This window comes from Achromobacter mucicolens (assembly GCF_902859725.1).
Lineage (GTDB): Bacteria > Pseudomonadota > Gammaproteobacteria > Burkholderiales > Burkholderiaceae_B > Achromobacter > Achromobacter mucicolens.
Map to the genome: position 1 here is coordinate 213,938 of NZ_CADIJP010000007.1, position 23,897 is coordinate 237,834.

The window sequence follows — 23,897 nt, forward strand, 5'->3', positions numbered from 1 at the left end:
AAGGGTTTCCAGCCCGTCACCTTGCCTATGAAATATGACCGGGATGTTGCAGTCACACCCCGTATACTCCGACGCGCTTTCCCGTTTTTCCAAACGATTTCACGTCTCGGGCACCTATCTCGTCATGCGTCACATCGCGCAATTCAGCCTTGCATTCCTGCTTGCCGCAAGTCAACTCGGACCCGCCGCCGGCACGGCTCACGCACAACAGGCGGACAACCGCGTCAGCCTGAACTTCGTCGACACGGACATCCCCGCCGTGTTGCGCGCGCTGTCCCTGTTCACGCAGCGCAACTTCCTGGTGGACCCTCGCGTCAAGGGCAAGCTCACCCTGGTTTCGGATCGCCCCGTCGATAGCGCGCAGGCGCTGTCCATGCTGACCGGCGCATTGCGGCTGCAAGGGTTTGCCATCGTCGACGTGGACGGCGTGACGCGCGTCGTGCCCGAGGCCGACGCCAAGCTGCAAGGCAGCGCCGTTGTGGGCGGAGCGGGACCGGGAGGCGCCAAGACTGCGGCTGGCGCGCCGGCCGCGGCGGGCAGGGCGCCTGTGCCCGTGTCGGCCTTTGCCAAAGGCGGGGGCAACAGCGGCGAAATGCTGACGCGTGTGTTCCCGCTGAAGTACGAGAACGCCGCGAACCTGGTGCCGGTGCTGCGCCCGATGGTGCCGCCGAACAACCCGATCAACGCGTATCCCGGCAACAACACGCTGGTCGTGACGGATTACGCGGACAACCTGGAGCGCATCGCCGCGGTCATCGCGCGCATCGACGTGCCCAGTTCGATGGACACGGACGTGGTGCCGGTGCAATCGGCCATCGCGACGGACATCGCCATCCTGGCCTCGCAACTGCTCGACACGCAAAGCAGCGACCCCACGCAGCGCATCGCGGTCGTGGCGGATCCGCGCAGCAACAGCGTGCTGGTGCGTTCGGGCAGTCCGGCGCGCACGCGCCTGGCGCGTGAACTGATCCAGAAGCTGGACGCCCAGCAGAACCGCGCGGGCAATCTGCACGTGGTGTACATGCGCAACGCGCAGGCCACGCGCATCGCCGAGGTGCTGGGCGGGCTGCTGACGGGCCAGGCAAATTCGGCGCCGGGCGCAGCCCCGGGCACCAGCAGCAGCACCGGCGGCGCGCAGGGCGGCGCTCGCACGCAGAACACGGCCAGCAGCTCGGCGCCGCAGGCAGGCATGGGCATGTCCAGCCAGTCGGGCTCGTCGCGCAGTGGCCTGTCGGGCGAACAGGAGCGCATCGCGCGCGAAGACAATTCGACGCAGGCGGTGTCGTATTCCGCGGGCGGCGCCACCATCCAGGCAGACCCCGCAACCAACTCGCTCATCATCTCCGCGCCCGAGCCGCTGTACCGCAGCCTGCGTGAAGTGATCGACCAGCTTGACCAGCGCCGCGCGCAGGTGCTGGTGGAAAGCCTGATCGTGGAAGTCAGCGAAGAGAAGGCCGCCGAATTCGGCATCCAGTGGATGACCGGCGCGGGCAACATCAACGGCAACGGCACCAGCTTCATCGGCGGCACGAACCTGGGCGGCAGCGGCATCACCGGCAACGGACCGACCTCGATCGACGCGCTGGGCAGCGGCTTGAGCCTGGGCGTGGTCAAGGGCACGGTCGACGTGCTGGGCAACGAGGTCATCAACCTGGGCGTGCTGGCGCGCGCCATGCAGAACACGGGCGAGGCCAACATCCTGTCCACGCCCAACCTGCTGACGCTGGACAACCAGTCGGCCAGCATCCTGGTCGGCAAGACAGTGCCGTTCGTGACGGGCCAGTACGTGACCTCGGGCAGCAATGGCAGCTCCAATCCGTTCCAGACCATCGAACGCGAGGACGTGGGCCTGAAACTGAACATCCGGCCGCAGATTTCCGAAGGCGGCTCGGTCAAGCTGGACATCTATCAGGAAGTCAGCAGCATCGACGAAAGCCGCTCGAACGCCACCACCGGCATCGTCACCAACAAGCGCGCGATCGACACCAGCGTGCTGATCGACGACGGCCAGATCATCGTGCTGGGCGGCCTGCTGGAAGACAACGTGACGCTCACGTCCAACGCGGTGCCGGGATTGAGTTCGCTGCCCGTTATCGGTTCGCTCTTTCGATACGACACGCGCAAGCGCACCAAGACCAACCTGATGGTGTTCCTGCGACCGTACGTGGTGCGCGATGCCAACCGCAGCGCCAGCGTCACGATGGACCGCTACGACTACATGCGGCGCGCGCAGGGCGCGGTGCAGCCGCGCGACCACTGGGCGCTGCCGGACATGCAGGCGCCGATGCTGCCGCTGCCGGGCTCGGCGCCGTCGGTGTCGAACAATGCCTACGATCTGCGGCCCGAGCAGCAGGCGGCCACGCTGCGCCGTCCGCCGCCGGCCACGGTCGAGACCTTCGCGGTGCGCCAGTATCCCGGCACGCCGCCCGCGCCCGCCCAGCAACCCATTCGCGCGCCGCGGCCCGTCATGATGACGGTGGCGGTGGACCCCGAGAAGCTGCTATGAGCGCGCACCCCTTACCGTACGCCTGGGCCCGCGCGCAGCGCGCGGTGCTATCGCTGCGCGGGGGGCAGGCGCAGCTGACGGTCAGTCCGCGCACGCCGGAATGGGCCGTGCGCGAGATCCGGCGCTGCCACGGCGACATCGGCCTGACGCGAATCGACGACGAGGCGCTGGAGACGCTGCTGACCGCGGCCTACAGCCATTCGGAAGACGCGGCGTCGGTCATGGGCGTGGCGGAGAACGAGATCGACCTGGACCGGCTGATGCAGGACATGCCCGAGGTGGCGGACCTGCTGGAAGCGCAGGACGACGCGCCCGTGATCCGCATGATCAACGCGCTGTTCGCGCAGGCCGCGCGCGACGGCGCCAGCGATATCCACATCGAACCCTTCGAAACGCATTCCGTGGTGCGCTACCGCGTGGACGGCACGCTGCGCGATGTGGTGTCGCCGCGCAAGGCGCTGCACGCCGCGCTGATTTCGCGCATCAAGATCATGGCGCATCTGGACATCGCCGAAAAGCGCCTGCCGCAGGATGGGCGCATCGCGCTGCGCGTGGGCGGGCGTCCCATCGACGTGCGCGTGTCCACGTTGCCGACCGGGCATGGCGAGCGCGCCGTGCTGCGTTTGCTGGACAAGGAGGCCGGCCGGCTGCAACTGGAAAAGCTCGGCATGAGCCCGGGCGTTCTGTCGCAGCTGGACCGTCTGATCCGCCAGCCGCACGGCATCGTCCTGGTGACCGGCCCGACCGGCAGCGGCAAGACCACCACGCTATATGCGGCGCTGAGCCGTCTGGACGCCTCCACCAGCAACATCCTGACGGTGGAGGATCCCATCGAATACGACCTGGCCGGCATCAGCCAGACGCAGGTCAACGCCAAGATCGACATGAGCTTTGCGCTGGCCCTGCGCGCCATCCTGCGCCAGGACCCGGACGTCATCATGATCGGCGAAATCCGCGACCTGGAAACCGCGCAGATCGCGGTGCAAGCCTCGCTGACCGGCCACCTGGTGCTGGCCACGTTGCACACCAACGATGCCGTGTCCGCCGTCACTCGCCTGACCGACATGGGCGTCGAACCCTTTTTGCTGGCGTCGTCGCTGCTGGGCGTACTGGCGCAGCGGCTGGTGCGCAAGCTGTGCCCGGTGTGCAAGTCGCCGTCGATGCTGGATGGCGTGCAGGTCTTTCACCCCGTGGGCTGCGAGGCCTGCAACCACACCGGCTACAGCGGCCGCTCTGGCATCCACGAGCTCTTCACGGTGGACGACGAGGCCCGCCGCCTCATCCACGAAGGCCGCGACGAACGCGAACTGCGCCGCGCCGCGGCGGCCGCCGGGATGCGCAGCATGCGCGAAGACGGCCAGCGGTGGGTGGACGCGGGGCAAACGTCGCCGGAAGAAATCCTGCGCGTCACGCGCGACGCGTAGCAGTCGCGCCCGTCGCCGCCCCTATCGCGCCGATTTCCCCACGCTGAACGTCACCGTGTCGCCCGAGCGGCGGCCCAGGGTCGACAGCAGGCCGTCGAGCGCGGCGCGGTCGGCCTCATTCGCCGATCGCGCGAATGTGGCTTCGCCCTGGAAGCTGATGCCCCGGGGGCCGCTGCCGCCCTGGCCCTTGACGTCGAGCAGGCCGCTTTCCGTGCTGAGGACCAGCGTCGCGCCGGTTTTACCGCCCTGCACGCGCAGCAAATAAGTCCCCACTGGCGTGATGGGCGAGAGCGCAGTCGCGGCGTTGCGCCAGCGCACGTCGACGGCCGGGCCGGGGGGAAGCGGGGCGCCCAGGCGAAAGGGCTGCCAGCTGATTTCCAGCATGCCTTGCGGCGACAACGTATTCCAAGGCGCGCCGAGCGCAGGCAATACCGTCGCGGGCACGCGCAGGGACGACGCGGGCAGCGCCAGACCGTTCCACCCCGGGCGCGCGCGCAACGCGCCTTGCAGCCAGGGATGCGAGATGTCGAGCGCCATCGTGTCCCAGCGCCATTGCCATTGCACCGGTTGCGGCAGCACGCGGCGCGCGCCTTGGGAGCCAAGGGCGATCCACGCGCTGCCGTGCCACAGCGTGCCGCTGGCGTCGGCCAACGTGACCGGCGCGTCGTCGGGCAAGAGCGCCAGCACCCATCGCGCGGGCAGCACGGAGGCACCCGCAGCTGCGGCGCACAACACGCCAGCCAACCACAGGCCCGCCACGCGGCGGGAAGGAAATTTCAGCGGCATCAGCGGCTCCCGGCCGCCTGCGGCGGCAGCAGCACGACCTTGCCGTTGATCAGGCCCGGCAGCGGCCGTCCGTTGGCGTTTGCGGCGCGCGTCAGGTCCACCTGCGAGATGGCCAGTCCCCAATCGCGCCCCGCACCATCCAGCCAGCGCATCAGCGCCGACGACGGCGCCTGCTCCAACGACAGCGCGACGCCGCCCGCGTCGGCATCGGCCAGCGTCCATTGCCCGGCGGGCAGGCCGGCGCGTTCCAGACTGGCCGACAGCTCCTGTGTGCTGGGCATGGCTCCTGCGGGAACCGCGCTGCGCTGACGCAGGGCGGCGGCTTGCGCCGTCAGGTCGGCGACGGTGGCGGCCTGCGTGCGCAGGCCTGGCAGCTCGGCGTGCAGTTTGCGCACGGTGTTCAGGGCGGGCTCGATCAGCGTCACAAAGCCAATCGCCGCGCCCAGAAGCAACGCCGCGCCGGCGACGAGGCGGCGTTCGCGCGGGGCCAACGCCTGGTAGCGCGCTCGGGCGCGCGCCAGCGCGGGGTCCACGGGTTTGCGGGCGGCCTGCCACGCGGCTTGAAGTCGATGTAGCGGTGTCATGGTTGGCTGCGCACAATGCGCCAGGTGTTGTCGGTATCGCCACGTTCCAGCTTCAGCCCCAGGGCGGCGGCTTGTTGGATCAACGCGGGCGTTTCTGCGACGCGTTGCGCTTGCGGTCCGGCGTCCGCCAGTTGCAGCGTGAGCGCCTGGTCGGCGTACGTCAGGTGCGCGACCTTGTCGGCGGCAAAGGGCAGCGCCTGCGCGGCGGCGCGGGCCAGTGGCAGGAAGTCGCCAGCGCTGGCGGCGCCGCGGTTGGCCTGCAACGCGTCCAGCCCCTGCTGCGCCTGGCGCGCGGGGTCCAGCACGACGGGCACGTTCGGAAATGCCGCCAGCACCTGGTCGTGCATGCCACGCCGCAAGGTGTCCGCTTCGCCGCGCAGTTGCGCGGCATACAGGTTCAAGCCCGCTATCCACACCACAGCCGCCAGCGCGCCCCAGCGCCACACCGGCCGCCAGCGTGACACGCTGACCGGCGCGAGGTGCGGCATGGCCAGCGACCAGGCGGGCGAAGGCGCGTGCCAGCGCGGATCGGCAGGATCGCGCAACGGCGCATCGGTGGCTGGCGCCAGCGCTTGCGGGGCGATCAGCGCGCGCACGCGCAGGCCTTGTTCGCTCAGCAGGCTCCACGCGCGGCGCACCGGTTCGCGTGGGGACCAGGCCAGCGCAACGGACCCGTCGGCGGCGCGCGCGCCGTGACCGATGGCAAGGCCATCCAGGTCGCTCAGGACCAGCGGTTCCAGCGCGCCGCGCACGGCCGCCCCGAAGTGCGCGCGCGCCACGGCGGGAATCTGCACCGTGGCCGAAATGACGTCGGCCGGGTGCAGAACCGCTTCGCACACGGCTTGGGGCCAGGCGTGCCCAAGGGCGCGCAGCGCCAGCTCGCCTTGCCGCACGCAGCGGCCGCGCCGGTCGAACCAGGCGTAGGGCAGCGGCGAATCGGCGCCAAATTCCTCCAGCGCGGGCAGGGCGATGCGCAGGGTGTTCTTCAAGGTGTTTCTCTCGTCCAGAGGGTTTCGGGAGCGGCCGGCGGGGCGCTGCGCATCAGCGCCTGCATGGAGACGCGCGCCCGTTCGTAGACCACGGTGCCGCTGGCCAGGAACCAGCTGCTGTTGGTGGAGACTGCGGGCGCGGGCGTCTTCACGCCCGTGCCCGCCAGCCGGTTGGCGAAGTCGCCAGTGTTGTTGAACCAGTTGCCGCGGTCGCGCTCGCCCGCCAAGGCGCGGGCCTGCGCAAGCGACAGCCCCGGCACCAGCGCGGCGATCACCTCCGCGGGCGCGGTGTTGACGTTGACCTGGGTCGCCGACGGCAGCAGCGTCATCGTGCGCCGCAACGCGTTTCGCATGGGCGGTTCAAGGTCCAGCAGCGCCGCGATTTCGTCCACGCCCCGCGGCAACGGCGCGCGCGCCAGCGGGCCGGGCTGCGCCGCGGTGTTGGGCGCGTCCGCCGCCAGCGCGGGCGGCTGTGCGGCCGCAACGATGTCGACGATGCGCGCTGCCAGCGTGTCGGGCAGTTCCAGCGTGCCGAGCAGGCGCCGCAGAATCTCTTCCTGCTCGGGCTGCGCCACGCCATTGCGCGCCAGGTTGTAGAGGTTGTACTTGCCCTGTTCGTCCTGGACCCCGCCCGAGAACACCGCCACGCGGTCGTCGCCGGGGCGCTCGATACGGGTGTCCAGCACCGGGGTCGCCCAGATCTGGTCGCCGCGGGTGGTGGGCTCGCGCCGGCCGTGGTCGCGCACCACCAGCCGCGCCCAGTCGATGCCGCCCGCGAGCATCGCGCGCGCCTGCACGCGCGCCAGTTCATTCTCCACGCGCCGCGTGCTGGCGGTCTGCCGCTGGAACAGACTGGTGGTCAGCGCGGCCACGATTGCAACCACAATGAGCGCGCTGACGACCGCCGCGCCGCGTTGGCGGGCCCCGCCGCCTCCCCCATGACCGCTGCACGGGGCCTGTGCGTGAACAGCCCTGCGGCTCATGGCAGCTCCAGGATGCGCGAGTAGCGCCGCAGATCGCCCGGCACGCCACGATCAAAAACGATCTCCAGCCCGCTGGGCGCCGCCGCGAACGCCGCGTTCGCGTCCACCCAGCCCACGCCCGGCACCCAGGCGCGCAGTGCAAGGTTGCGCACGCCCGGTAAAAGCAGCACGCCGTCAACGGCCGCCGGCAGCGGACTGCGCGGCGCGGATGGGCCACTGGTGCGCCACAGGCCGTCGTTGCGGACCTGCCATTGAACACGCTGCCACAGGCCGTTGCCATCGGGATCGGGACGCAGGACTTCCAGCGTCTGCCCGCCGGCGGCGCGCGGCAACAGCCGCAGGCCCGTCGTGAACGACACCGCGTCCAGACCCGGTGAGTCGAACGCAGGGCCCGCGTACGACAGCTCCACATCGCGCGCCATCTGGCCTAACGTGCGTACGATGGCGTCCGTGTCCTCGGCCTGCGCGGCGATAAGATCGCGCGCACCCGACACGCTGGCCAGGCCGCGCCAGGCCATCAGGCTGACAAGCGCCATCAGCGCCAGGGCGACCAGCACCTCGATCAGCGTGAAGCCGGCCTGGGATTGCGGTGTGCGGCGCGCGGTCATCGCAGGCTGGACAGCAGTCCGTCGAGCTGCAGCAGGATCGCGCCATCGCGCGAAGACGCGGCGTCGTGGACCTTCACCGACACCTGCCGAAAACTGCGGTTCATCGAATTGGTGAAGACCAGCTCGCACTGCAGCGCCAGGCCGCCTTGCGGACACGGCACCGTCTGCGAGCCGGCGCGCGGCAGCGTCTGTTCCAGACGCAGCTGCGTAAGCGCGTTCTGCGCCGCCAGCAATGCCAGGGTCTTGTCCTGCAGTGCGCGGTTGTTCGCGGCCATGACGCCCGTGGCGCGCAACGCCGCGCCCATCGCCACGGCGATGATCGCCAGCGCGACCAGCACTTCGATCAACGTGAAACCGCGTTGGCGGTTGCGCGGACGCGGCAATGCCGCGCCATCGAGGGCGGCCTGGGCGAATTCGTCAGCGGATCTCATAGCGTCCCGCGGCATCGCGTTGCAGTGTCACGCGCACGTCTGCCGCGCTCAACGTCAACGTCATGGGCGCGGCGACCCATTCCGTGTTGAAGATCAGCGGCCGGTCCGGATCCAGCCGCCATTGCACCGGGCTGGCCGACCAGGCCTGCGGACGCAGCACCTCGTCGGTGTCGAGACGGTCGGGGGGCACCGGAATGTCGTCTTGCGCGGTAGGGCCGGCCGCGCGGCCGTTGCGCTCGAACGACCACCCCTGGCCATTTGCCAGCCAGCGAATCGGGCGCCCGTCGCTGCGGGCCTCGCTCTGCGCCACGGTGAACGCGTCCGCCAGGCGCTCGGCGTCAGCGCGCAGACGATTGTCTCCACGCCCGACCGACAGGCTCACCATGCTGGCCGCGATGGCCACGATCACCAGCACCACCAGGACTTCGACCAGCGTGAAACCGCGTTCAGAGTTCCCAGGAACCGATGTCGGCATCGCCGCTTTCTCCGCCGGGCTTGTTGTCGGCGCCGAACGAGAAGACATCGACGTCGCCTTTGACGCCGGGGCTCAGATATTGGTAGGGGTGTCCCCACGGATCGTTGGGCAGCTTGTCCAGGTAGCCACGCCAGTTGGCAACGCCCTCCGGCTTCTGCGCCAGCGCGCGCAGGCCTTGCGCCGTGGTCGGGTAGCGGCCATTGTCCAGCCGGTACAGCTTGAGCGCCTGCATGATGCCCGCAATGTCCTGCCGGGCGGCCGCCTGACGCGCCTGATCCGGGCGATCGAGCACGCGCGGCACCACCAGCGCGGCCAGAATCCCCATGATCACAATCACCACCATGATCTCGATGAGGGTAAAGCCCTGCTGGCGGGCAAGCCCGCGCGGTAACTGACGCACTTTGCAACTCCGGTCTTTCAGTAGAAGCCCGGGATTGTGGACATGAAATATGACAGTAATGCGCACGCCGGCAGGTCACCCGCCGGCATTCACTTCAAGCGCGTGATTCCGCCCGGCGCGTCCTGTGCAGCCGGCGCGGCCAGGCGGCTCGCGCGGCCCGACTGCTCGACCGTCACGGCGTCCGCCGCGATGTCGCGAAGCACGATGCCCGGCGCCACTTCAGCGCCCGCGCGCCAAGCCAGCGGCGGTCCGCCGTCCACGCTCAGCACGGCCGCACCATCCGGCCCAGCCGCGATCACCCCCAGCACCGTGATCTGCGTGCGCATGGCTTCATCCTTGCCGAACCACAGCGCGACCGGCGTATTGTCGGCCGCACGCGGCGCAGCGGCCGAGACCGCCGGGGGCAGGGGCCCGGGCTGTGGCGCAAGCAGGATAGACGCCCACACGCCAAGCCCCGCGGCAAAAGCCAGGACGGCAAGGACGCGCAGCAAGGCGGGCGCGGAGGGCAGGGGCAGGCGCAGGGACAAAGGCATGGGATTGAACGGCAGATGAAGCAACGCGGCCGACTATAGCGGCGATTCATGACAGCAATGTTGGGTGTCTGACACCCATGGAAGTGAATGCTGGTTGTCGCAATGTCTCATTGGGTGTCAGACACCCGGCACCATCACCTTCCCCCCCAAAAAAAACCGACCCAAACCTTGCCACACGCGAAGCGCCATCGCCACGCCGCAAGACACCGCGTAAGTCCCCGGAGGCCGCCCGCGCGGCCGAACGGGGACGGGCACCGCAAGCCGCTTCAACCCCGGGCACGTCTCCAACAGAACGCCAAGCACGCTGACCGTCCCGCCGCCCGGAAAACTTCAACTGCTCGAGTCCGGTGCGGTGGCGGCCCGGGGTGCGCGGGGCGTCGATAAGCCCGAGGGAATCTGAAGGGAGCCGAAGGCGGACGAAGATGACGACGGGGGGGGCCGCCTAGGCAAGTCCGGAGCGAAGGCTCGGGACCGCAATCGTGGCCCCGCGCGCCCCGGGCCGTCGCCGTGCCGGACGTCTCAAGAACTCAACCTCAGGCAAGCCAAAACGCAAAAGCGAACAAGCCGTCAGACAGCCCGGGGACAAGGTCGCCGGCATGTCGTGTCGACTTTCCGAGTGTCAAAACACCCGCCATCACCACATTCCCAGCCGCCGAAAACCCACCCGCTCCCTTGCCTCGCACGCAAACGAGCCCACCGAACTGCACACCTGCATTGCCTCATCCGCAAAAGAATCCTGATTCAGCAATCAAGGTTTCTCGCCTTTGCTTCACGGGTCTTTCACGTTTGGTCGCCACCATGTCGGCCAGCGTAAGACCCCCTTCATGAAAAAGAGAAGAGAAGCAATGCAGACATTGAATTGGAGAAGATGGTGCGCCATGTTGCTGGCGACCAGCGTATTGGCCGGCTGTGGAGGCGGTGATGATGATGACGACGAAGCCCCCGTGGCCCCGCCGACCCAGCCGCCCGTGACCACGCCGGGCGAGGCGAGCGCCAGCAAGGTGCTGTTTGTCGGCGTGGACGGCCTGACGTATGACGCGCTGCGGCGCGGCGTGGCGGACAACACGCTTCCCAACCTGAGCCAGCTGACCGTCACCCGCGCCTGGACCGGCGGCGTGACCGGCACCGTGACCCAACAGCCCACGCTCACCGCACCTGGCTGGGCCACCTTGCTCACCGGCCAATGGGCCGACGTCCACGGCGTGCGCTCCAATGCCCAGAGCCAGGGCATGAAAGCCCCCAGCCTGTTCCAACGCATCAAGACCGCGCAGCCTGAAGCGCGCACCGCCGGCGCCTTCAACTCATCGCTGCTGGCCAGCCTTTTAAACATCGACCGCGACGCCGGCTACGTCCAGACGCTAACCGACTGCGCAGGCCAGGACGATTGCGTCGCCTCCCAAGCCCGCGACCGCATCGCCGAAGGCTACGACCTCGTCGTCGCGCAATTCGGCGCGCCCGAACGCGCCGCCGCCGAAAGCGGCTTCGGCACCACCTACGACGCTGTCATCCGCCAGACCGACGCCGCCCTTGGCGTCCTGGCCAAACAGCTGGTCGACCGCCGCGCCGCGCACCCCAACGAAAACTGGCTCATGGTCGTCGCCACAAGTCACGGCCTGGACAAGACCGGCGGCAGCGACGGCCTGCCGTTCTCCTCCAACAAGACCATCCTGCTCGCCGCCAATCAGCCCGCGCTGCTCGGCGGCAGCGCCGACGACGCCTCGTTCGACGGCGTATGGGACACCAACTGGTACGCGCTGCCCAGCGCTGCCGACGTGGCGCCCACTGTCCTGTCGCACCTGGACGCCTTGCCCGAGGCCACCGCCTACGACATGGCCGGCACCGCGCTCAGCGAGCCGCTGGCGCTGCGCCGCGTTGCCACCCGCACCTCCATGGACAACAAGAGTGTCACCGTCACCTGGGTCCGCGTTGGAGAACCCACCGGCGACATCGTCGTCAGCCGCGATGGCAAGGAAGTTGCGCGCCTGCCCGGCACCGCCACCGAATACGTCGACACCGGCTTCACCTTCAATGCCGAGGGCGTGCATGAAGTGGCCTACAGCGTCTCCACCGGCCACGCGGTCAGCGCCGCACGCGCCACGGTCGTCTACGTCAAGCCCGTGCCCCTCTTGGCCTCGCTGCGCACCGGCCTGACCATGTTCTTCCCCTTCGAGGGCGACGTGGCCGACAAGGCCGCCGGCGGCGGCGCGATCACGCCGTTCGACGGCACCCAGGCGCCCGCCTATGCCGACCCCGGCGTGTACGGCAAGAGCTTCCGGAACGAGCGCGGCACGGCGGCCCTGGGCGCATTCAAGCTGGACTATCCGGCGGGCCTCCTGGACAGCGTGCAGGCGTTCACCATCGGCTTCTGGTTCCAGTCCGACGGCACCGCCAATGACCGCTCGATCATCGGCAACAAAGACTACAACTCCGGCGGCAACCCTGGCATCACCATCGCCCAATGGGCAGGGCCCGAACTGCGCTTCAACATCGCCGGCGGCGGCAAGCGCGCGGACATCAACGGCGTGAAGTTCACGCCCAACAAGCCCGTCTACGTCGCCATGACCATCGACAAGACGGCCCGCACCATGACCGCCTACCGCTACGACAGCGAACTGGGCTTTGTGCGCAGCGTCACCTCCACCGCCACGCCCGGCGTCAACCTGGCCCAGGTCGCCGGCATCTTCGGTCCGCACATCGGCCTGAACGAAGACGGCCGCGGCACCTACGGCATCTGCTGCGCCGGCACCAAGGGCCCGTACACGATGATTTTCGATGACCTGGCGTTCTGGTCGCGGGCGTTGACCGAGGAAGAAGTGAGATCCCTCGCCCTGTCCGGCAAGTCCGTCTACGAACTGTTTCCCTGATGTCCCAAGGATAAATACCCCATGAGCAAGTCCATGATTTTGCGCGGCTTCCTGCGCGCCGGCGCGGTGCTGATGCTGACCGCCACCCTGGCCGCCTGCGGTGGCGACGATGGCGGCGACGACGACGCCGCCACGCCCGGCAATCCGGGTACGCCCACCCAGCCCGAAACGCCCACGACGCCGCCGCCGGCCAAGCCCGAACTGCGTTGCGCGCCCTGAGCCGCGCCTATCCCAGACACATAGGAAAATCCTCCGTGAAGTCCGATAAAGACACGATCCACGCCGGCAAGCGCCGGTTCCTGCGCAACGCCGCTGCCTCAACTGCGGGCCTCACCGCGCTGTCGATGTTCCCGCCGGCGATCCGCCGCGCGCTCGCCATTCCCGCCAATAACCGCACCGGCACCATCAACGACGTCGAGCACGTGGTCATCCTGATGCAGGAGAACCGCTCGTTCGACATGTACTTCGGCACGTTCAAGGGCGTGCGAGGCTTTGGCGACCGCATCACCATCCCGCTGCCGCAGGACCGCTCGGTCTGGGAGCAGACCAACGGCACACGCGTCGTCATGCCGTATCACCTGGACAGCACGCAGGGCAACGCCCAGCGCGTGGCCGGCACGCCCCACGACTACGTGGATGCGCAGATGGCCTGGGACGGCGGCCGCATGTATCAATGGCCCCGCTACAAGCAGAACCAGTCGATGGGCTACTACCGCCAGAAGGAAGTCGAGTTCCAGTTCGCGCTGGCCGACGCCTTCACCCTGTGCGACGCCTATCACTGTTCCACCCACGGCGGCACCAACACCAACCGCCTCTTTCACTGGACCGGCACCAACGATCCGCTGGCGCAGGGTAACGGCCCGTCGACCCGCAACCAATGGGACAGCCTGGGCGCCTCGAACATCGGCTGGACCTGGAAGACGTATCCGGAACGCCTGCAGGAAAACGGCGTGACGTGGAAGGTCTACCAGAACCTGCCGGAGAACTTCGGCGACAACCCGCTGGCCGGCTTCCAGCAATACCGCCGCGCCAACGAACTGGCGGGCAACGGCAGCAACGGCGCGCCTTATCCGGCCTGGACGCCCAGCATGGACGCGGCCAATCCGCTCTACAAGGGCACCGCCAACACGATGCCGGACGGCGGCTTCCTGCAGGCGCTGCGCGACGACGCGATGAACGGCACGCTGCCGCAGGTGTCATGGATCGTGGCGCCGGCAACCTACTCCGAGCACCCCGGCCCCTCCAGCCCCGTGCAGGGCGCCTGGTACATCCAGGAAACGCTTGACGCGCTGACCGCCAATCCGGACGTCTGGAGCAAGACCGTCCTGCTCATCAACTTCGACGAGAACGACGGCTACTTCGATCACGTGCCGCCGCCCGCCGCGCCCTCGCTGAATACCGATGGCTCGATGGCCGGCGCCTCCACCGTCAACACCGACCTGGAGCGCCACACGCACGCGTCCGCCCAGGACGCCGCCGACAACCGCGTCTACGGCCCCGGCCCCCGCGTGCCGATGTACGTCGTGTCGCCCTGGAGCCGCGGCGGCTGGGTCAATTCCCAGGCCTTCGACCACACTTCCGTGCTGCAATTCCTGGAAGCCCGCTTCGGCGTGAAGGAAGAGAACATCAGCCCGTGGCGCCGCGCCGTGCTGGGCGACCTGACCTCGGCCTTCAACTTCGCCACGCCCAACGACGAAAAACTGCCCGACCTGAACATCCTGACCCGCAGCGGATCGGACCAGGAACGCGCCGCGCAGGAAGCGCTGACCGCCGTGCCGCTGCCCGATCCGTCCACGCAGGCCAAGGGCGTGCAGGAGCCCGGCGTGCGTTATTCCCGCGCCTTGCCGTACGAGCTGCACGCGAGCGGCCGCAGCCAGCCGGGCACCGGCAACATGTGGCTGGTGTTTTCAAACACCGGCAAGCAGGCCGCGGTGTTCCATGTGTATGACCGCCTGCATCTGGACCGCCTGCCGCGCCGCTACACCGTGGAGCCGGGCAAGCAGCTCGAAGGCAGCTGGGACACGGCGGCCGACGGCGGCAAGTACGACCTGTGGGTGCTGGGCCCCAACGGCTGGCACCGCCATTTCGCCGGCGACGTGGCGCATGACCGCACGGCGCAGCAGGATGCCGAGATCCGCGTCTGCTACGACATCGCCAATGGCGACGTCTACGTCAGCTTCATCAACGCCGGCAAGACCCCGTGCACCTTTGAAGTCACGCCCAATGCGTATTACGCCAACCACGAGCGCTGGACCTTCACGGTCGCGGCGGGTGCGCAGGTCGAGCAGCATTGGGCGCTGGCGGGCAGCCACGCGTGGTACGACTTCACGGTGCGGCTTGCCGAGGATCCGTCGTGGCTGCGCCGCTTTGCCGGCCGCGTCGAAACCGGCAAGGCGTCCGTGACCGATCCGGCCATGGCGATGTAAACGTCACGCGGGGGTCTGCGGTTCGCGTGCGCGGAAGGCCTGCGCGCACGCCTCGCAGATCGCCGCCGTGATGCCCTGGCGGGCGTGTTCTCGGCGTTCCAGCATCCCGATGGAACGGGACAGCGGTCCCAGGTCGTCGGGCAGGTGGAAGATCCGCAACTCCGGACTGTGCTGCCAGTTCGCGCCGTTGATCAGCGGCAGCAGCGTCACGCCGACTTCCTGGCGCACCAGTTCCACCAGCGTCTCGATCGCGTTCAGTTCCAGGAAATCATTGACCGGCACCGCCATCCGGCGCAGCAGCCGGTCGATCTGCAGCCCGGTGCGCTGGGTGCGGTCAAAGCGCAGGAACGGATTGCCCGCCAGCACCTCGCGGGCGTCCTTGCCGGCCGCCGAGCGCGGGGCGATCACCACCATCTGTTCTTCATAGAGTGCGGTCCAGCGCGTGCTGGCCATCTTGCGCCCGGCTTCCACCAGGAACGCCGCATCCAGCTCGCCGTCCTCGACCTTGCCCGCCAGCTCGCTGGCCTTGCCCGACAGGATGCGCACGTCCAGCTTGGGGTGGGCCTTTTTCAATCCCGAGATGACCTTCGATAGTGTCCCCATGCAGGACACGATGCTGCCCACCGACACGGACCCGGCCAATTCGCCGGGCGCGGTGTTCGGCCGCCGCAGTCTGTCGTATAAATCAAGCAAGTGCTTGATTTCAGGAAGCAATTCGCGCCCGGCCGCGTTCAGGATGGCCAGGCGCCCGCTGCGGTCGAAAAGTTCTCGTCCCAGCTCGGCTTCCAGCGAGCGCATCTGAAAGCTGACGGCCGCCTGCGTCAGGGCCACCTGCTCGGCCGCTTCCGAGAAGGAACCGTGGTGCGCGACTGCCAGAAACGTGCGCATGAAACGGATCGTACTCATAAAAAATTCTTTTATGACGGAACAAAAAATCAAATTGATTTAATTAAAGCACGAGAGTAACTTCGCCCGCTTAACCTTTTGAGACCCGCCACATGAAAACCTTCGACTGGGCCAACCCGTATCCTTCCGTCCGCATTCCGCTGTTTGCCCGCAACGTGGTCTCCACGTCGCACCCGCTGGCTGCCCAGGCGGGGCTGCGCATGCTGCTCAAGGGCGGCAACGCCGTGGACGCCGCCATCGCGGCCGCGGCCACGATCGTCCTGGTCGAACCGGTTTCCTGCGGCCTGGGCGGCGACTGCTTTGCCATCGTCTGGGACGGCAAGGAACTGCACGGCCTGAACTCGTCGGGCGTCGCGCCCGCCGCATGGAACACCGAATACTTCAAGCGCAAGTACGGCACCGACGCCAATGGCCTGGCCATCCAGCCCAAGCGCGGCTGGGACGCGGTCACGGTTCCCGGCGTGGTGGCCGGCTGGGCCGCGCTGCATGAAAAGCTGGGCAAGCTGCCGTTCGAACAACTGTTCGAACCCGCCATCGAGATCGCCGAACGCGGCTATGCCGTGCCGCCCGTCGTGGCGCACAAGTGGGCCGCCGCCGCCGAGGAACTGAAGTCGCAGCCCGGATACGCCCAGGCCTTCCTGCCCGAAGGCCGCGCGCCCAAGGTCGGCGAGCACTTCCGCTTCCCCGACGCCGCCAACACGCTGCGCCGTATCGCCGAATCCAAGGGCCGCGACTTCTACGAAGGCGAACTGGCCGAGCGCATCGCCGCCTTCAGCAAGGAATGCGGCGGCGCGATGACGCTGGAAGACCTGCGCGGCTACCGTCCGGAATGGGTCAAGCCCATCTCCAAGTCCTATCGCGGCTACGAGCTGCACGAAATCCCGCCGAACGGGCAGGGCATCGCCGCGCTGATCGCGCTGGGCATCGTCGAACGCTTCGACATGGCCGACATCCCCGTGGATTCGGTGCAATCGCAGCACATCCAGATCGAAGCCATGAAGCTGGCCTTCGCCGACCTGTACAAGTACGTCGCCGACCCCCGAGCCATGCAGGTCACGCCCGAGCAAATGCTGTCGGACGCCTACCTGGACAGCCGCGCCAAGCTGATCCGCCTGGACCAGGCCACCCATTTCGAGGCCGGCCGTCCGCACGCGGGCGGCACCATCTACCTGACCGCCGCCGACGAAAACGGCATGATGATCTCGTTCATCCAGTCCAACTACATGGGCTTCGGGTCGGGCGTGGTCGTGCCGGGCACGGGCATCAGCATGCAGAACCGCGGCGTGGGCTTCTCCATGGATCCCAAGTCGGCCAACGTGGTCGAAGGCGGCAAGCGTCCGTTCCACACCATCATCCCGGGTTTCCTCACGCGCGGCGGCAAGCCGGTCATGAGCTTTGGCGTCATGGGCGGCGACATGCAGCCCCAGGGCCACATGCAGACCGTGGTCCGCATGATCGACTACCACCAGAACCCGCAGGCCGCATGCTGCGCTCCGCGCTGGAAGGTCAACCGCGACTTCACGCTCGACATCGAGACCAATATGAAGGCTTCTACGATTGCGGGACTGAAAGACCTGGGGCATGCTTTGAAATCCGTTGACGATCCGTACATGGATTTCGGCGCCGGCCAATTCATCTGGCGCATGTCCGAAAACGACAACGAACTGGGTTACGTCGCCGCCAGCGACAGCCGTCGCGACGGCCAGGCGGTGGGCTTCTAAAGCGCTTCCTTAAACCGGCAAATGCAGCAACAAGGGGAATAAACACAATGAAACGCTTGACCATGACCTTCGGCGCCAGCCTGCTGGCGCTGGCCGCCGGCGCCGCCAGCGCCCAGAACATCCGCATCGGCCTGCAGGAAGATCCCGACGTCCTGGATCCGCACCGCGCCCGCACCTACGTGGGCCGCATCGTGTTCACGTCGCTGTGCGACAAGCTGGTGGACATCGATCCCAAACTGCACTTCGTGCCGCAACTGGCCACCTCGTGGTCGTTCAGCGACGACAACAAGGTGCTGACCTTCAAGCTGCGCGACGACGCGTCGTTCCACGACGGCACCAAGTTCGATGCGGCCGCGGCCAAGGCCAACCTGGACCGCGCCATGAGCCTGCCCGACAGCCTGCGCAAGGGCGAGCTCCGTTCGGTCGCCAAGGTCGACGCGCCGGACGCCACCACGCTGGTGCTCACCCTGAAGGAACCGGACGCCACGCTGCTCGCGCAGCTGTCCGACCGCGCCGGCATGATGCTGTCGCCCAAGACCTTCTCGGACGACGTCGCCGCCGTGGGCCGCAAGCCCATCTGCTCGGGTCCGTACAAGTTCGTCGAACGCATCCAGAACGACCGCATCGTTCTCGAAAAATTCGACCAGTACTACGGCGCCAAGGATTACGCCTTCAAGCGCCTGACGTTCCTGCCCATCCCGGACACCACCGTGCGCCTGTCCAACCTGCGCGCCGGCGACCTGGACATGCTGGAACGCTTGAATCCGTCCGACGCCCCGCAGGTCAAGACCGACGCCAACCTGACGTTCGCACCGGTCGCGGGCCTGGGCTTTCAGCAGTTCATGTTCAACGTGGGCAACGGCAAGCGCGCCGAAGACAACCCGTTCAAGAACAAGCTGGTGCGCCAGGCATTCCAGTACGCGATCGACCGCAACGCCATCAACGAAGTGGCCGGCGGCGGCATCTTTGAACCGGCCCAGCAGCCGTTCCCGCCCGCCAGCCCCTATCACAGCGACAAGTTCCCCGTCACCCAGCGCGACGTGGCCAAGTCCAAGAGCCTGCTCAAGCAGGCGGGCTTTGACCGCGTGAAGGCCGAGCTGGTGTTTGGCAACAACACCACCACCTCGTCCATCGCCGAGATCGTCCAGGCGATGGCCGCCGAGGCGGGCTTTGACCTGTCGCTGCGCCCGACCGAATACGCCGCGCTGCAAAAGGAAGCCTCGGGCGGCAACTTCCAGATCGTGATGCTGGGTTGGTCCGGCCGGGTCGATCCCGACGGCAACATCCACGCCTTCGTCACCTGCAAGGGCGCGCTGAACGACGGCCACTACTGCAATCCTGAAGTCGACAAGCTGCTCAACCAGGCGCGCACGGTGCCGGACGAGGCCAAGCGCAAGGCCATCTACGACCAGGCGCAGACCATCATCCAGGACGAACTGCCCGGCGTGTACAACTACTACCAGCCGTGGCCCTTCGTCATGAGCAAGAAGGTCCAGGGTTTCACTCCCTACCCGGACGGTATGATCCGGCTCAAGGGCGTGACGTTCGCGCAGAAGTAATGTTGGGGCGGCAATCGACCGCCGCACCCGCCGGACGCGCCTTGCGCGTCCGGTTGTCGTTTGCGGCGGACGCGCATCGTCCCTTGTCCGGCCGGCGCCGTCCGTCGTTCCTGTCTTACGGTTTTCCTCATGCTTAAACTCATCTTGCGCCGCGTGATCGTCGCGATCCCGACACTGATATTGGTGTCGATGATCGTGTTCATGCTGCAGAAAATCCTGCCCGGCGATCCGGTGCTGACCCTGGCCGGCGAAGAGCGCGACCCGGCCGTGCTGGACTACCTGCGCGACAAATACCGCCTGAACGACCCGTTGCCGATGCAGTACGCGGCCTGGGCCGGGCAGGTGCTGCAAGGCGACCTGGGCAAGTCCCTGCGCACCGACGTGCCCGTCACGACGCTGATCGCGCAAAAGCTGCCCGTCACCCTGCAACTGGCCGCCATGGCGATGTTCTTTGCGCTTTTGGTGGGCATTCCCATGGGCATCATCGCCGCGGTGCGCAAGGGCAAGCCCGTCGAGATGGGCGCCAACATCGCGGCGCTCTCCGGCATGTCCATTCCCAATTTCTGGCTGGGCATCATCCTCATCATGGTGGTGTCGGTGCAGTGGAAGCTGCTGCCGGCCTCGGGCTACGTGTCGCCGTCCGAGGACTTCTGGCTGTCCATCAAGACCATGCTGATGCCGTCGCTGGTGCTGTCCACCGCGATTGCCGCATACCTGATGCGGCACACCCGGTCTTCCATGCTGGAGGCGCTGTCCGCGGATTACGTGCGCACCGCCCGCGCCAAGGGCGTGTCGCCGCGCAGCGTGGTGCTGCGCCACGCGCTGCGCAATGCGCTCATGCCGATCGTCACGCTGGTCACGCTGCTGTTTGGCGAACTGCTGGCTGGCGCCGTGCTGACCGAACAGGTCTTCACGATCCCGGGCTTCGGCAAGCTGGTGGTCGACGCGGTGTTCACCCGCGACTACGCGGTGGTGCAGGGCGTGGTGCTCTGCGTGGCGGTGGGCTTCATCCTGATGAACCTGCTGGCCGACATCCTGTACATCCTGGTCAATCCCCGCCTGAGGCACTCATGAGCGCAATTCCTGCAACGGCCGCAGCCGTCACGCCGCCCCGCAGCCGCAATCGCGCGTGGGCCAAGTTCAAACGCAACCGTATCGCGATGCTCGGCCTGGGCATCGTGCTGTTCTTCGTCTTGGTGGCCATCCTGGCCCCGTTCATCGTCAGCCAGGACCCCCTGCAAACCAGCTTCACCACCATCCGCAAGGCGCCGTCGGCGGCGCACTGGCTGGGCACGGACGAGCTGGGCCGGGACATCTACAGCCGCATGGTCTACGGCGCGCGCGCCTCGCTGATGGCGGGCCTGGTATCGGTGCTGATCGCGCTGGTCGTAGGCGTGCCCTTTGGCCTGGCAGCCGGTTACTTCGGCGGCTGGACGGACAGCATCATCTCGCGCGCCACCGAGGCGCTGCTGGCGATCCCGTTCCTGATCCTGGCCATTGCGCTGGCCGCCTTCCTGGGGCCCAGCCTGACGAACGCAATGATCGCCATCGGCGTATCGGCGGCGCCCAAGTTCATCCGGTTGACCCGGGGGCAGGTGCTGGCGGTCAAGAACGAAGACTACGTGCAGAGCGCCCGCGCGCTGGGCGCTTCCGACCTGCGCATCATCGGCCGGCACGTATTTCCCAACGTCATGCCGCCGCTGATCGTGCAGGCCACGATCACCATCGCCACGGCCATCATCGCCGAGGCGAGCCTGTCCTTCCTGGGCCTGGGCCTGCAGCCGCCGACGCCGTCGTGGGGCTCGATGCTGAACACGGCCAAGAACTTCATGACCCAGGCGCCCTGGATGTCGATCTTCCCCGGATCGGCCATTTTCCTGGTGGTGCTGGGCTTCAATCTGCTGGGTGACGGGCTGCGCGACGCGCTCGATCCGCGTCAGGAAAAGTAATCGATATGGCAACCATGGATTCCAACCGCGTCGTGCAGGTCAATGACCTGACGGTGCGGTTCAAAACGCCCGAACGCACCGTGGAAGCGGTGCGCAATGTTTCCTTTCACGTGAACCGCGGCGAGACGCTGGCCATCGTGGGCGAGTCGGGGTCCGGCAAGTCCGTGACCTCGCTGGCGCTGATGCGGCTGGTCGAGTACGGCGGCGGGCATATCGCCAACGGCGGGATGCTGCTGCGCCGGCGCAGCGGCGACGTGCTGGATCTGGTCAATGAGCCCGATTCCACGCTGCAACGCGTGCGCGGCGCGGATGTCGCCATGATCTTCCAGGAGCCGATGACCTCGCTGAACCCCAGCTTCACGGCCGGCAACCAGATCGCCGAGGCCCTGCAGCTGCATCAGGGACTGGACGCTGCGGCCGCCCGCGCCGAGACGCTGCGCATGCTGGAGCGCGTGCGCATTCCCGAGGCGCGCGCCATCCTGGACCGCTATCCGCACCAGCTGTCGGGCGGCATGCGCCAGCGCGTGATGATCGCGATGGCGCTGTCGTGCAAGCCGCAACTCTTGATCGCCGACGAGCCGACGACCGCGCTGGATGTCACGATCCAGGCGCAGATCCTCCAACTCATTCGCCAGCTCCAGGAAGAGATGGACATGGGCGTGATCTTCATCACGCACGACATGGGGGTAGTGGCGGAAGTGGCCGACCGCGTGCTGGTGATGTACCGGGGCGACAAGGTCGAAGAGGGCGGTTCGGACGAGATCTTTGCGCGTCCGCAGCACGCCTACACGCGGGCGCTGCTGTCGGCGGTGCCGCGGTTGGGCGCGATGCAGGGCACGGACGAGCCGGCGCCGTTTCCGCTCTTGAAGGTGGACGAAGCCGCGCGCGTGCCGGATCCGGCGCGGCTGGTGGATACGCCGGTGGCCGCGCCGTCGACGGTGCGCCGCGAGAACGGGCCGGTGCTGAAAGTGCGGGATCTGACGACCAGCTTTGACATTACCGGTGGCATTCTGGGCCGGGTGCAAAAGCGCGTGCATGCGGTCGAGAAGGTCAGCTTTGACCTGTATCCGGGCGAGACGCTGTCGCTGGTGGGCGAGTCGGGGTGCGGAAAGACGACGACTGGCCGTTCATTGCTGCAACTGGTCAAGAGCAAGAGCGGGTCGATCGAATTCGACGGCAAGAATATCGGTGCACTGCGCGGCAGCGCCATGCAGACGCTGCGCCAGCATATCCAGTTCATTTTCCAGGATCCGTTCGCGTCGCTGGATCCGCGCATGACGGTGGGCTATTCGATCATGGAGCCGCTCTTGATCCACAAGGTGGCGCGCGGCAAAGCGGCGCAGGATCGGGTGCGGTGGCTGATGGACAAGTGCGGGTTGCTGCCTGAAATGATCGACCGCTATCCGCATGAGTTTTCAGGCGGGCAGCGTCAGCGGATCTGCATCGCGCGGGCGCTGGCGCTCAATCCCAAGGTGGTGATCGCGGACGAGTCGGTGTCGGCGCTGGACGTGTCGATTCAGGCGCAGATCGTGAATCTGCTGCTGGATCTGCAGCGCGAGCTGGGTGTGTCGTTCCTGTTCATTTCGCACGATATGGCGGTGGTGGAGCGGGTGAGCCACCGCGTGGCCGTGATGTATCTGGGGCAGATCGTGGAGATCGGGCCGCGCCGGGCGATCTTTGAAAATCCGCAGCATCCTTATACGAAGAAGCTGATGGCGGCGGTGCCGATCGCGGATCCGCAGCGGCGGCATCGGGAGCGGTCGCTGCTGGTGGATGAGATTCCCAGCCCGATGCGCCGGGTGGGGGATGAGCCGCTGGTTGAGCCGCTGGTTGCCGTGGGAGATGGGCATTTCGTGGCGCGGCATGCCATTGGGGTTTATTGAGGCGGTGTCGGCTGGTTTGCTTGGTTGACTGGCTTTGATGTTGTTTGCTGTGTTTGCTGTATTTGCTGGCGGTGCTGTCGATGCTGGCGGCGGTCGGGGTTCTTAGGCCGCGGCCGGCGCCGGGCCGGGTGCGAGCGCGGGGCCACGATTGCGGTCCGGAGCCTTCGCTCCGGACTTGCCTAGGCGGCCCCCCCCTGCATCATCCTTGTATGGTGTAGGTGCGCCCTCTGCAGTGGGGAGGGCGCTGGGGTATGGGACGTCGTCATCCATCAGCCGGTAGGCGCCGGACTGCCACAACGAGAGCATCCCACCCCGCCTCGTTGGCGCCCTTCGGCGCCTGCCTTCGGATTCCCTCGGGCGCATCGACGCCCCGAGCTCGCACCCGGCCCGTCACCAGCCGCTCCGTTAGTTGCTGGCGCTGGGTGGCGGGGCGAGTTGGGTTCTTGCGTTTTTGCCGCGGGTGGGGTGGGGCGGAAGATCTTGCGGGGCCGCCAAAATCGGCCGCGCGGGCGGCCTTCTTTGGCGTTTGGGTGTCTTGCGTCGTGGTGATGACGCTGCGCGCTGGTGACGCGGTGCTTGTTGATAGACGCTTGCGCCGCCAGGTCTCTGACACCCTTACGAAATGCGCGTGATAGTGCAGCCGGCCTTCCCGGGTGTCTGACACCCATCCAAGCGCGGGTGTTCAAACACCCCGCCATCCATCAGCGCTTTTCCAGCGCCAACCTCAACCCAAATGCAATAAACACCGCCCCGGTCACACGGTCCAGGCCGCGGGTGACTGCGGGCCGGGAAAGCCAGCGGGCCAGGGGGCGGGTGGCAGCGACCAGAAGGACGAACCAGGCAGTAGCGCCCCGCAGCGGGCGGTTATCA

20 protein-coding genes are annotated in these 23,897 nt (G+C 67.5%); 10 read left to right on the forward strand and 10 right to left on the reverse strand.

Annotated features, from left to right (window positions below; translation table 11 throughout):
• Positions 1 to 124 precede the first annotated feature (124 nt).
• Together gspD and gspE are read left to right on the forward strand one after the other, a co-directional pair.
• Positions 125 to 2,506, forward strand: coding sequence for a type II secretion system secretin GspD (gspD, locus tag HV786_RS11120; RefSeq protein WP_175210922.1), 2,382 nt, complete (start codon positions 125 to 127; stop codon positions 2,504 to 2,506).
• On the forward strand, positions 2,503 to 3,930 hold the full coding sequence (gene gspE / locus HV786_RS11125) for a type II secretion system ATPase GspE (RefSeq protein WP_175210843.1): 1,428 nt from the start codon (positions 2,503 to 2,505) through the stop codon (positions 3,928 to 3,930). Before gspD ends, gspE begins: the two co-directional genes overlap by 4 nt.
• A 21-nt stretch (positions 3,931 to 3,951) precedes the next feature.
• Here gspE and gspN read toward each other — a convergent pair whose 3' ends face one another.
• The 9 genes from gspN to HV786_RS11170 all read right to left on the reverse strand — a co-directional run bounded on the left by gspN (position 3,952) and on the right by HV786_RS11170 (position 9,719).
• Positions 3,952 to 4,716, reverse strand: coding sequence for a type II secretion system protein N (gene gspN, locus HV786_RS11130; protein ID WP_128828415.1), 765 nt, complete (start codon positions 4,714 to 4,716; stop codon positions 3,952 to 3,954).
• Positions 4,716 to 5,300, reverse strand: coding sequence for a type II secretion system protein GspM (gene gspM, locus HV786_RS11135; RefSeq protein WP_175210853.1), 585 nt, complete (start codon positions 5,298 to 5,300; stop codon positions 4,716 to 4,718). The genes gspN and gspM overlap by 1 nt, the downstream gene beginning before the upstream one ends.
• Positions 5,297 to 6,289, reverse strand: a complete 993-nt coding sequence (gene gspL / locus HV786_RS11140; protein WP_175210855.1) for a type II secretion system protein GspL — start codon at positions 6,287 to 6,289, stop codon at positions 5,297 to 5,299. Before gspL ends, gspM begins: the two co-directional genes overlap by 4 nt.
• The gene (gene gspK, locus HV786_RS11145) at positions 6,286 to 7,272 is read right to left on the reverse strand and encodes a type II secretion system minor pseudopilin GspK (RefSeq protein ID WP_175210857.1); all 987 of its coding nucleotides are present in this window, start codon (positions 7,270 to 7,272) and stop codon (positions 6,286 to 6,288) included. Before gspK ends, gspL begins: the two co-directional genes overlap by 4 nt.
• Positions 7,269 to 7,880, reverse strand: coding sequence for a prepilin-type N-terminal cleavage/methylation domain-containing protein (locus tag HV786_RS11150; RefSeq protein WP_175210859.1), 612 nt, complete (start codon positions 7,878 to 7,880; stop codon positions 7,269 to 7,271). Before HV786_RS11150 ends, gspK begins: the two co-directional genes overlap by 4 nt.
• Positions 7,877 to 8,311 carry a type II secretion system minor pseudopilin GspI gene (gspI, locus tag HV786_RS11155; protein WP_175210861.1) on the reverse strand — a complete coding sequence of 145 codons (435 nt, stop codon included), beginning with the start codon at positions 8,309 to 8,311 and terminating at the stop codon, positions 7,877 to 7,879. The genes HV786_RS11150 and gspI overlap by 4 nt, the downstream gene beginning before the upstream one ends.
• On the reverse strand, positions 8,298 to 8,786 hold the full coding sequence (gspH, locus tag HV786_RS11160; protein ID WP_128828106.1) for a type II secretion system minor pseudopilin GspH: 489 nt from the start codon (positions 8,784 to 8,786) through the stop codon (positions 8,298 to 8,300). The genes gspI and gspH overlap by 14 nt, the downstream gene beginning before the upstream one ends.
• On the reverse strand, positions 8,758 to 9,186 hold the full coding sequence (gene gspG, locus HV786_RS11165; protein ID WP_056316420.1) for a type II secretion system major pseudopilin GspG: 429 nt from the start codon (positions 9,184 to 9,186) through the stop codon (positions 8,758 to 8,760). The genes gspH and gspG overlap by 29 nt, the downstream gene beginning before the upstream one ends.
• A gap of 89 nt (positions 9,187 to 9,275) precedes the next feature.
• Positions 9,276 to 9,719, reverse strand: a complete 444-nt coding sequence (locus tag HV786_RS11170; protein WP_175210863.1) for a general secretion pathway protein GspC — start codon at positions 9,717 to 9,719, stop codon at positions 9,276 to 9,278.
• 845 nt (positions 9,720 to 10,564) lie between these two features.
• Between HV786_RS11170 and HV786_RS11175 the strand changes: the two genes are divergently transcribed.
• From HV786_RS11175 to HV786_RS11185, 3 genes are read left to right on the forward strand one after another with little or no spacing between them, the layout of a single operon-like run.
• The gene (locus tag HV786_RS11175) at positions 10,565 to 12,583 is read left to right on the forward strand and encodes an alkaline phosphatase family protein (protein ID WP_252870447.1); all 2,019 of its coding nucleotides are present in this window, start codon (positions 10,565 to 10,567) and stop codon (positions 12,581 to 12,583) included.
• A gap of 21 nt (positions 12,584 to 12,604) precedes the next feature.
• Complete coding sequence (locus HV786_RS11180; RefSeq protein WP_174245375.1) at positions 12,605 to 12,802, forward strand: hypothetical protein; 198 nt, start codon at positions 12,605 to 12,607, stop codon at positions 12,800 to 12,802.
• Positions 12,803 to 12,837: 35 nt separating this feature from the next.
• Positions 12,838 to 15,009 (forward strand): phosphocholine-specific phospholipase C, encoded by a 2,172-nt coding sequence (locus HV786_RS11185; RefSeq protein WP_128828107.1) that lies wholly within the window; start codon positions 12,838 to 12,840, stop codon positions 15,007 to 15,009.
• Positions 15,010 to 15,012: 3 nt separating this feature from the next.
• Here HV786_RS11185 and HV786_RS11190 read toward each other — a convergent pair whose 3' ends face one another.
• On the reverse strand, positions 15,013 to 15,915 hold the full coding sequence (locus HV786_RS11190; RefSeq protein WP_128828108.1) for a LysR family transcriptional regulator: 903 nt from the start codon (positions 15,913 to 15,915) through the stop codon (positions 15,013 to 15,015).
• 92 nt (positions 15,916 to 16,007) lie between these two features.
• On the opposite strand from HV786_RS11190, the gene ggt reads away from it, so the two are divergent.
• The 5 genes from ggt to HV786_RS11215 all read left to right on the forward strand — a co-directional run bounded on the left by ggt (position 16,008) and on the right by HV786_RS11215 (position 23,027).
• Complete coding sequence (gene ggt / locus HV786_RS11195) at positions 16,008 to 17,636, forward strand: gamma-glutamyltransferase (RefSeq protein WP_056316430.1); 1,629 nt, start codon at positions 16,008 to 16,010, stop codon at positions 17,634 to 17,636.
• A gap of 47 nt (positions 17,637 to 17,683) precedes the next feature.
• Positions 17,684 to 19,195, forward strand: coding sequence for an ABC transporter substrate-binding protein (locus HV786_RS11200; protein WP_128828109.1), 1,512 nt, complete (start codon positions 17,684 to 17,686; stop codon positions 19,193 to 19,195).
• Between the two features lie 129 nt (positions 19,196 to 19,324).
• Complete coding sequence (locus HV786_RS11205) at positions 19,325 to 20,269, forward strand: ABC transporter permease (RefSeq protein WP_056316436.1); 945 nt, start codon at positions 19,325 to 19,327, stop codon at positions 20,267 to 20,269.
• Positions 20,266 to 21,144, forward strand: a complete 879-nt coding sequence (locus HV786_RS11210) for an ABC transporter permease (RefSeq protein ID WP_128828110.1) — start codon at positions 20,266 to 20,268, stop codon at positions 21,142 to 21,144. The genes HV786_RS11205 and HV786_RS11210 overlap by 4 nt, the downstream gene beginning before the upstream one ends.
• Before the next feature lie 14 nt (positions 21,145 to 21,158).
• Complete coding sequence (locus HV786_RS11215; RefSeq protein WP_128828418.1) at positions 21,159 to 23,027, forward strand: dipeptide ABC transporter ATP-binding protein; 1,869 nt, start codon at positions 21,159 to 21,161, stop codon at positions 23,025 to 23,027.
• The last annotated feature ends 870 nt before the right edge of the window (positions 23,028 to 23,897 follow it).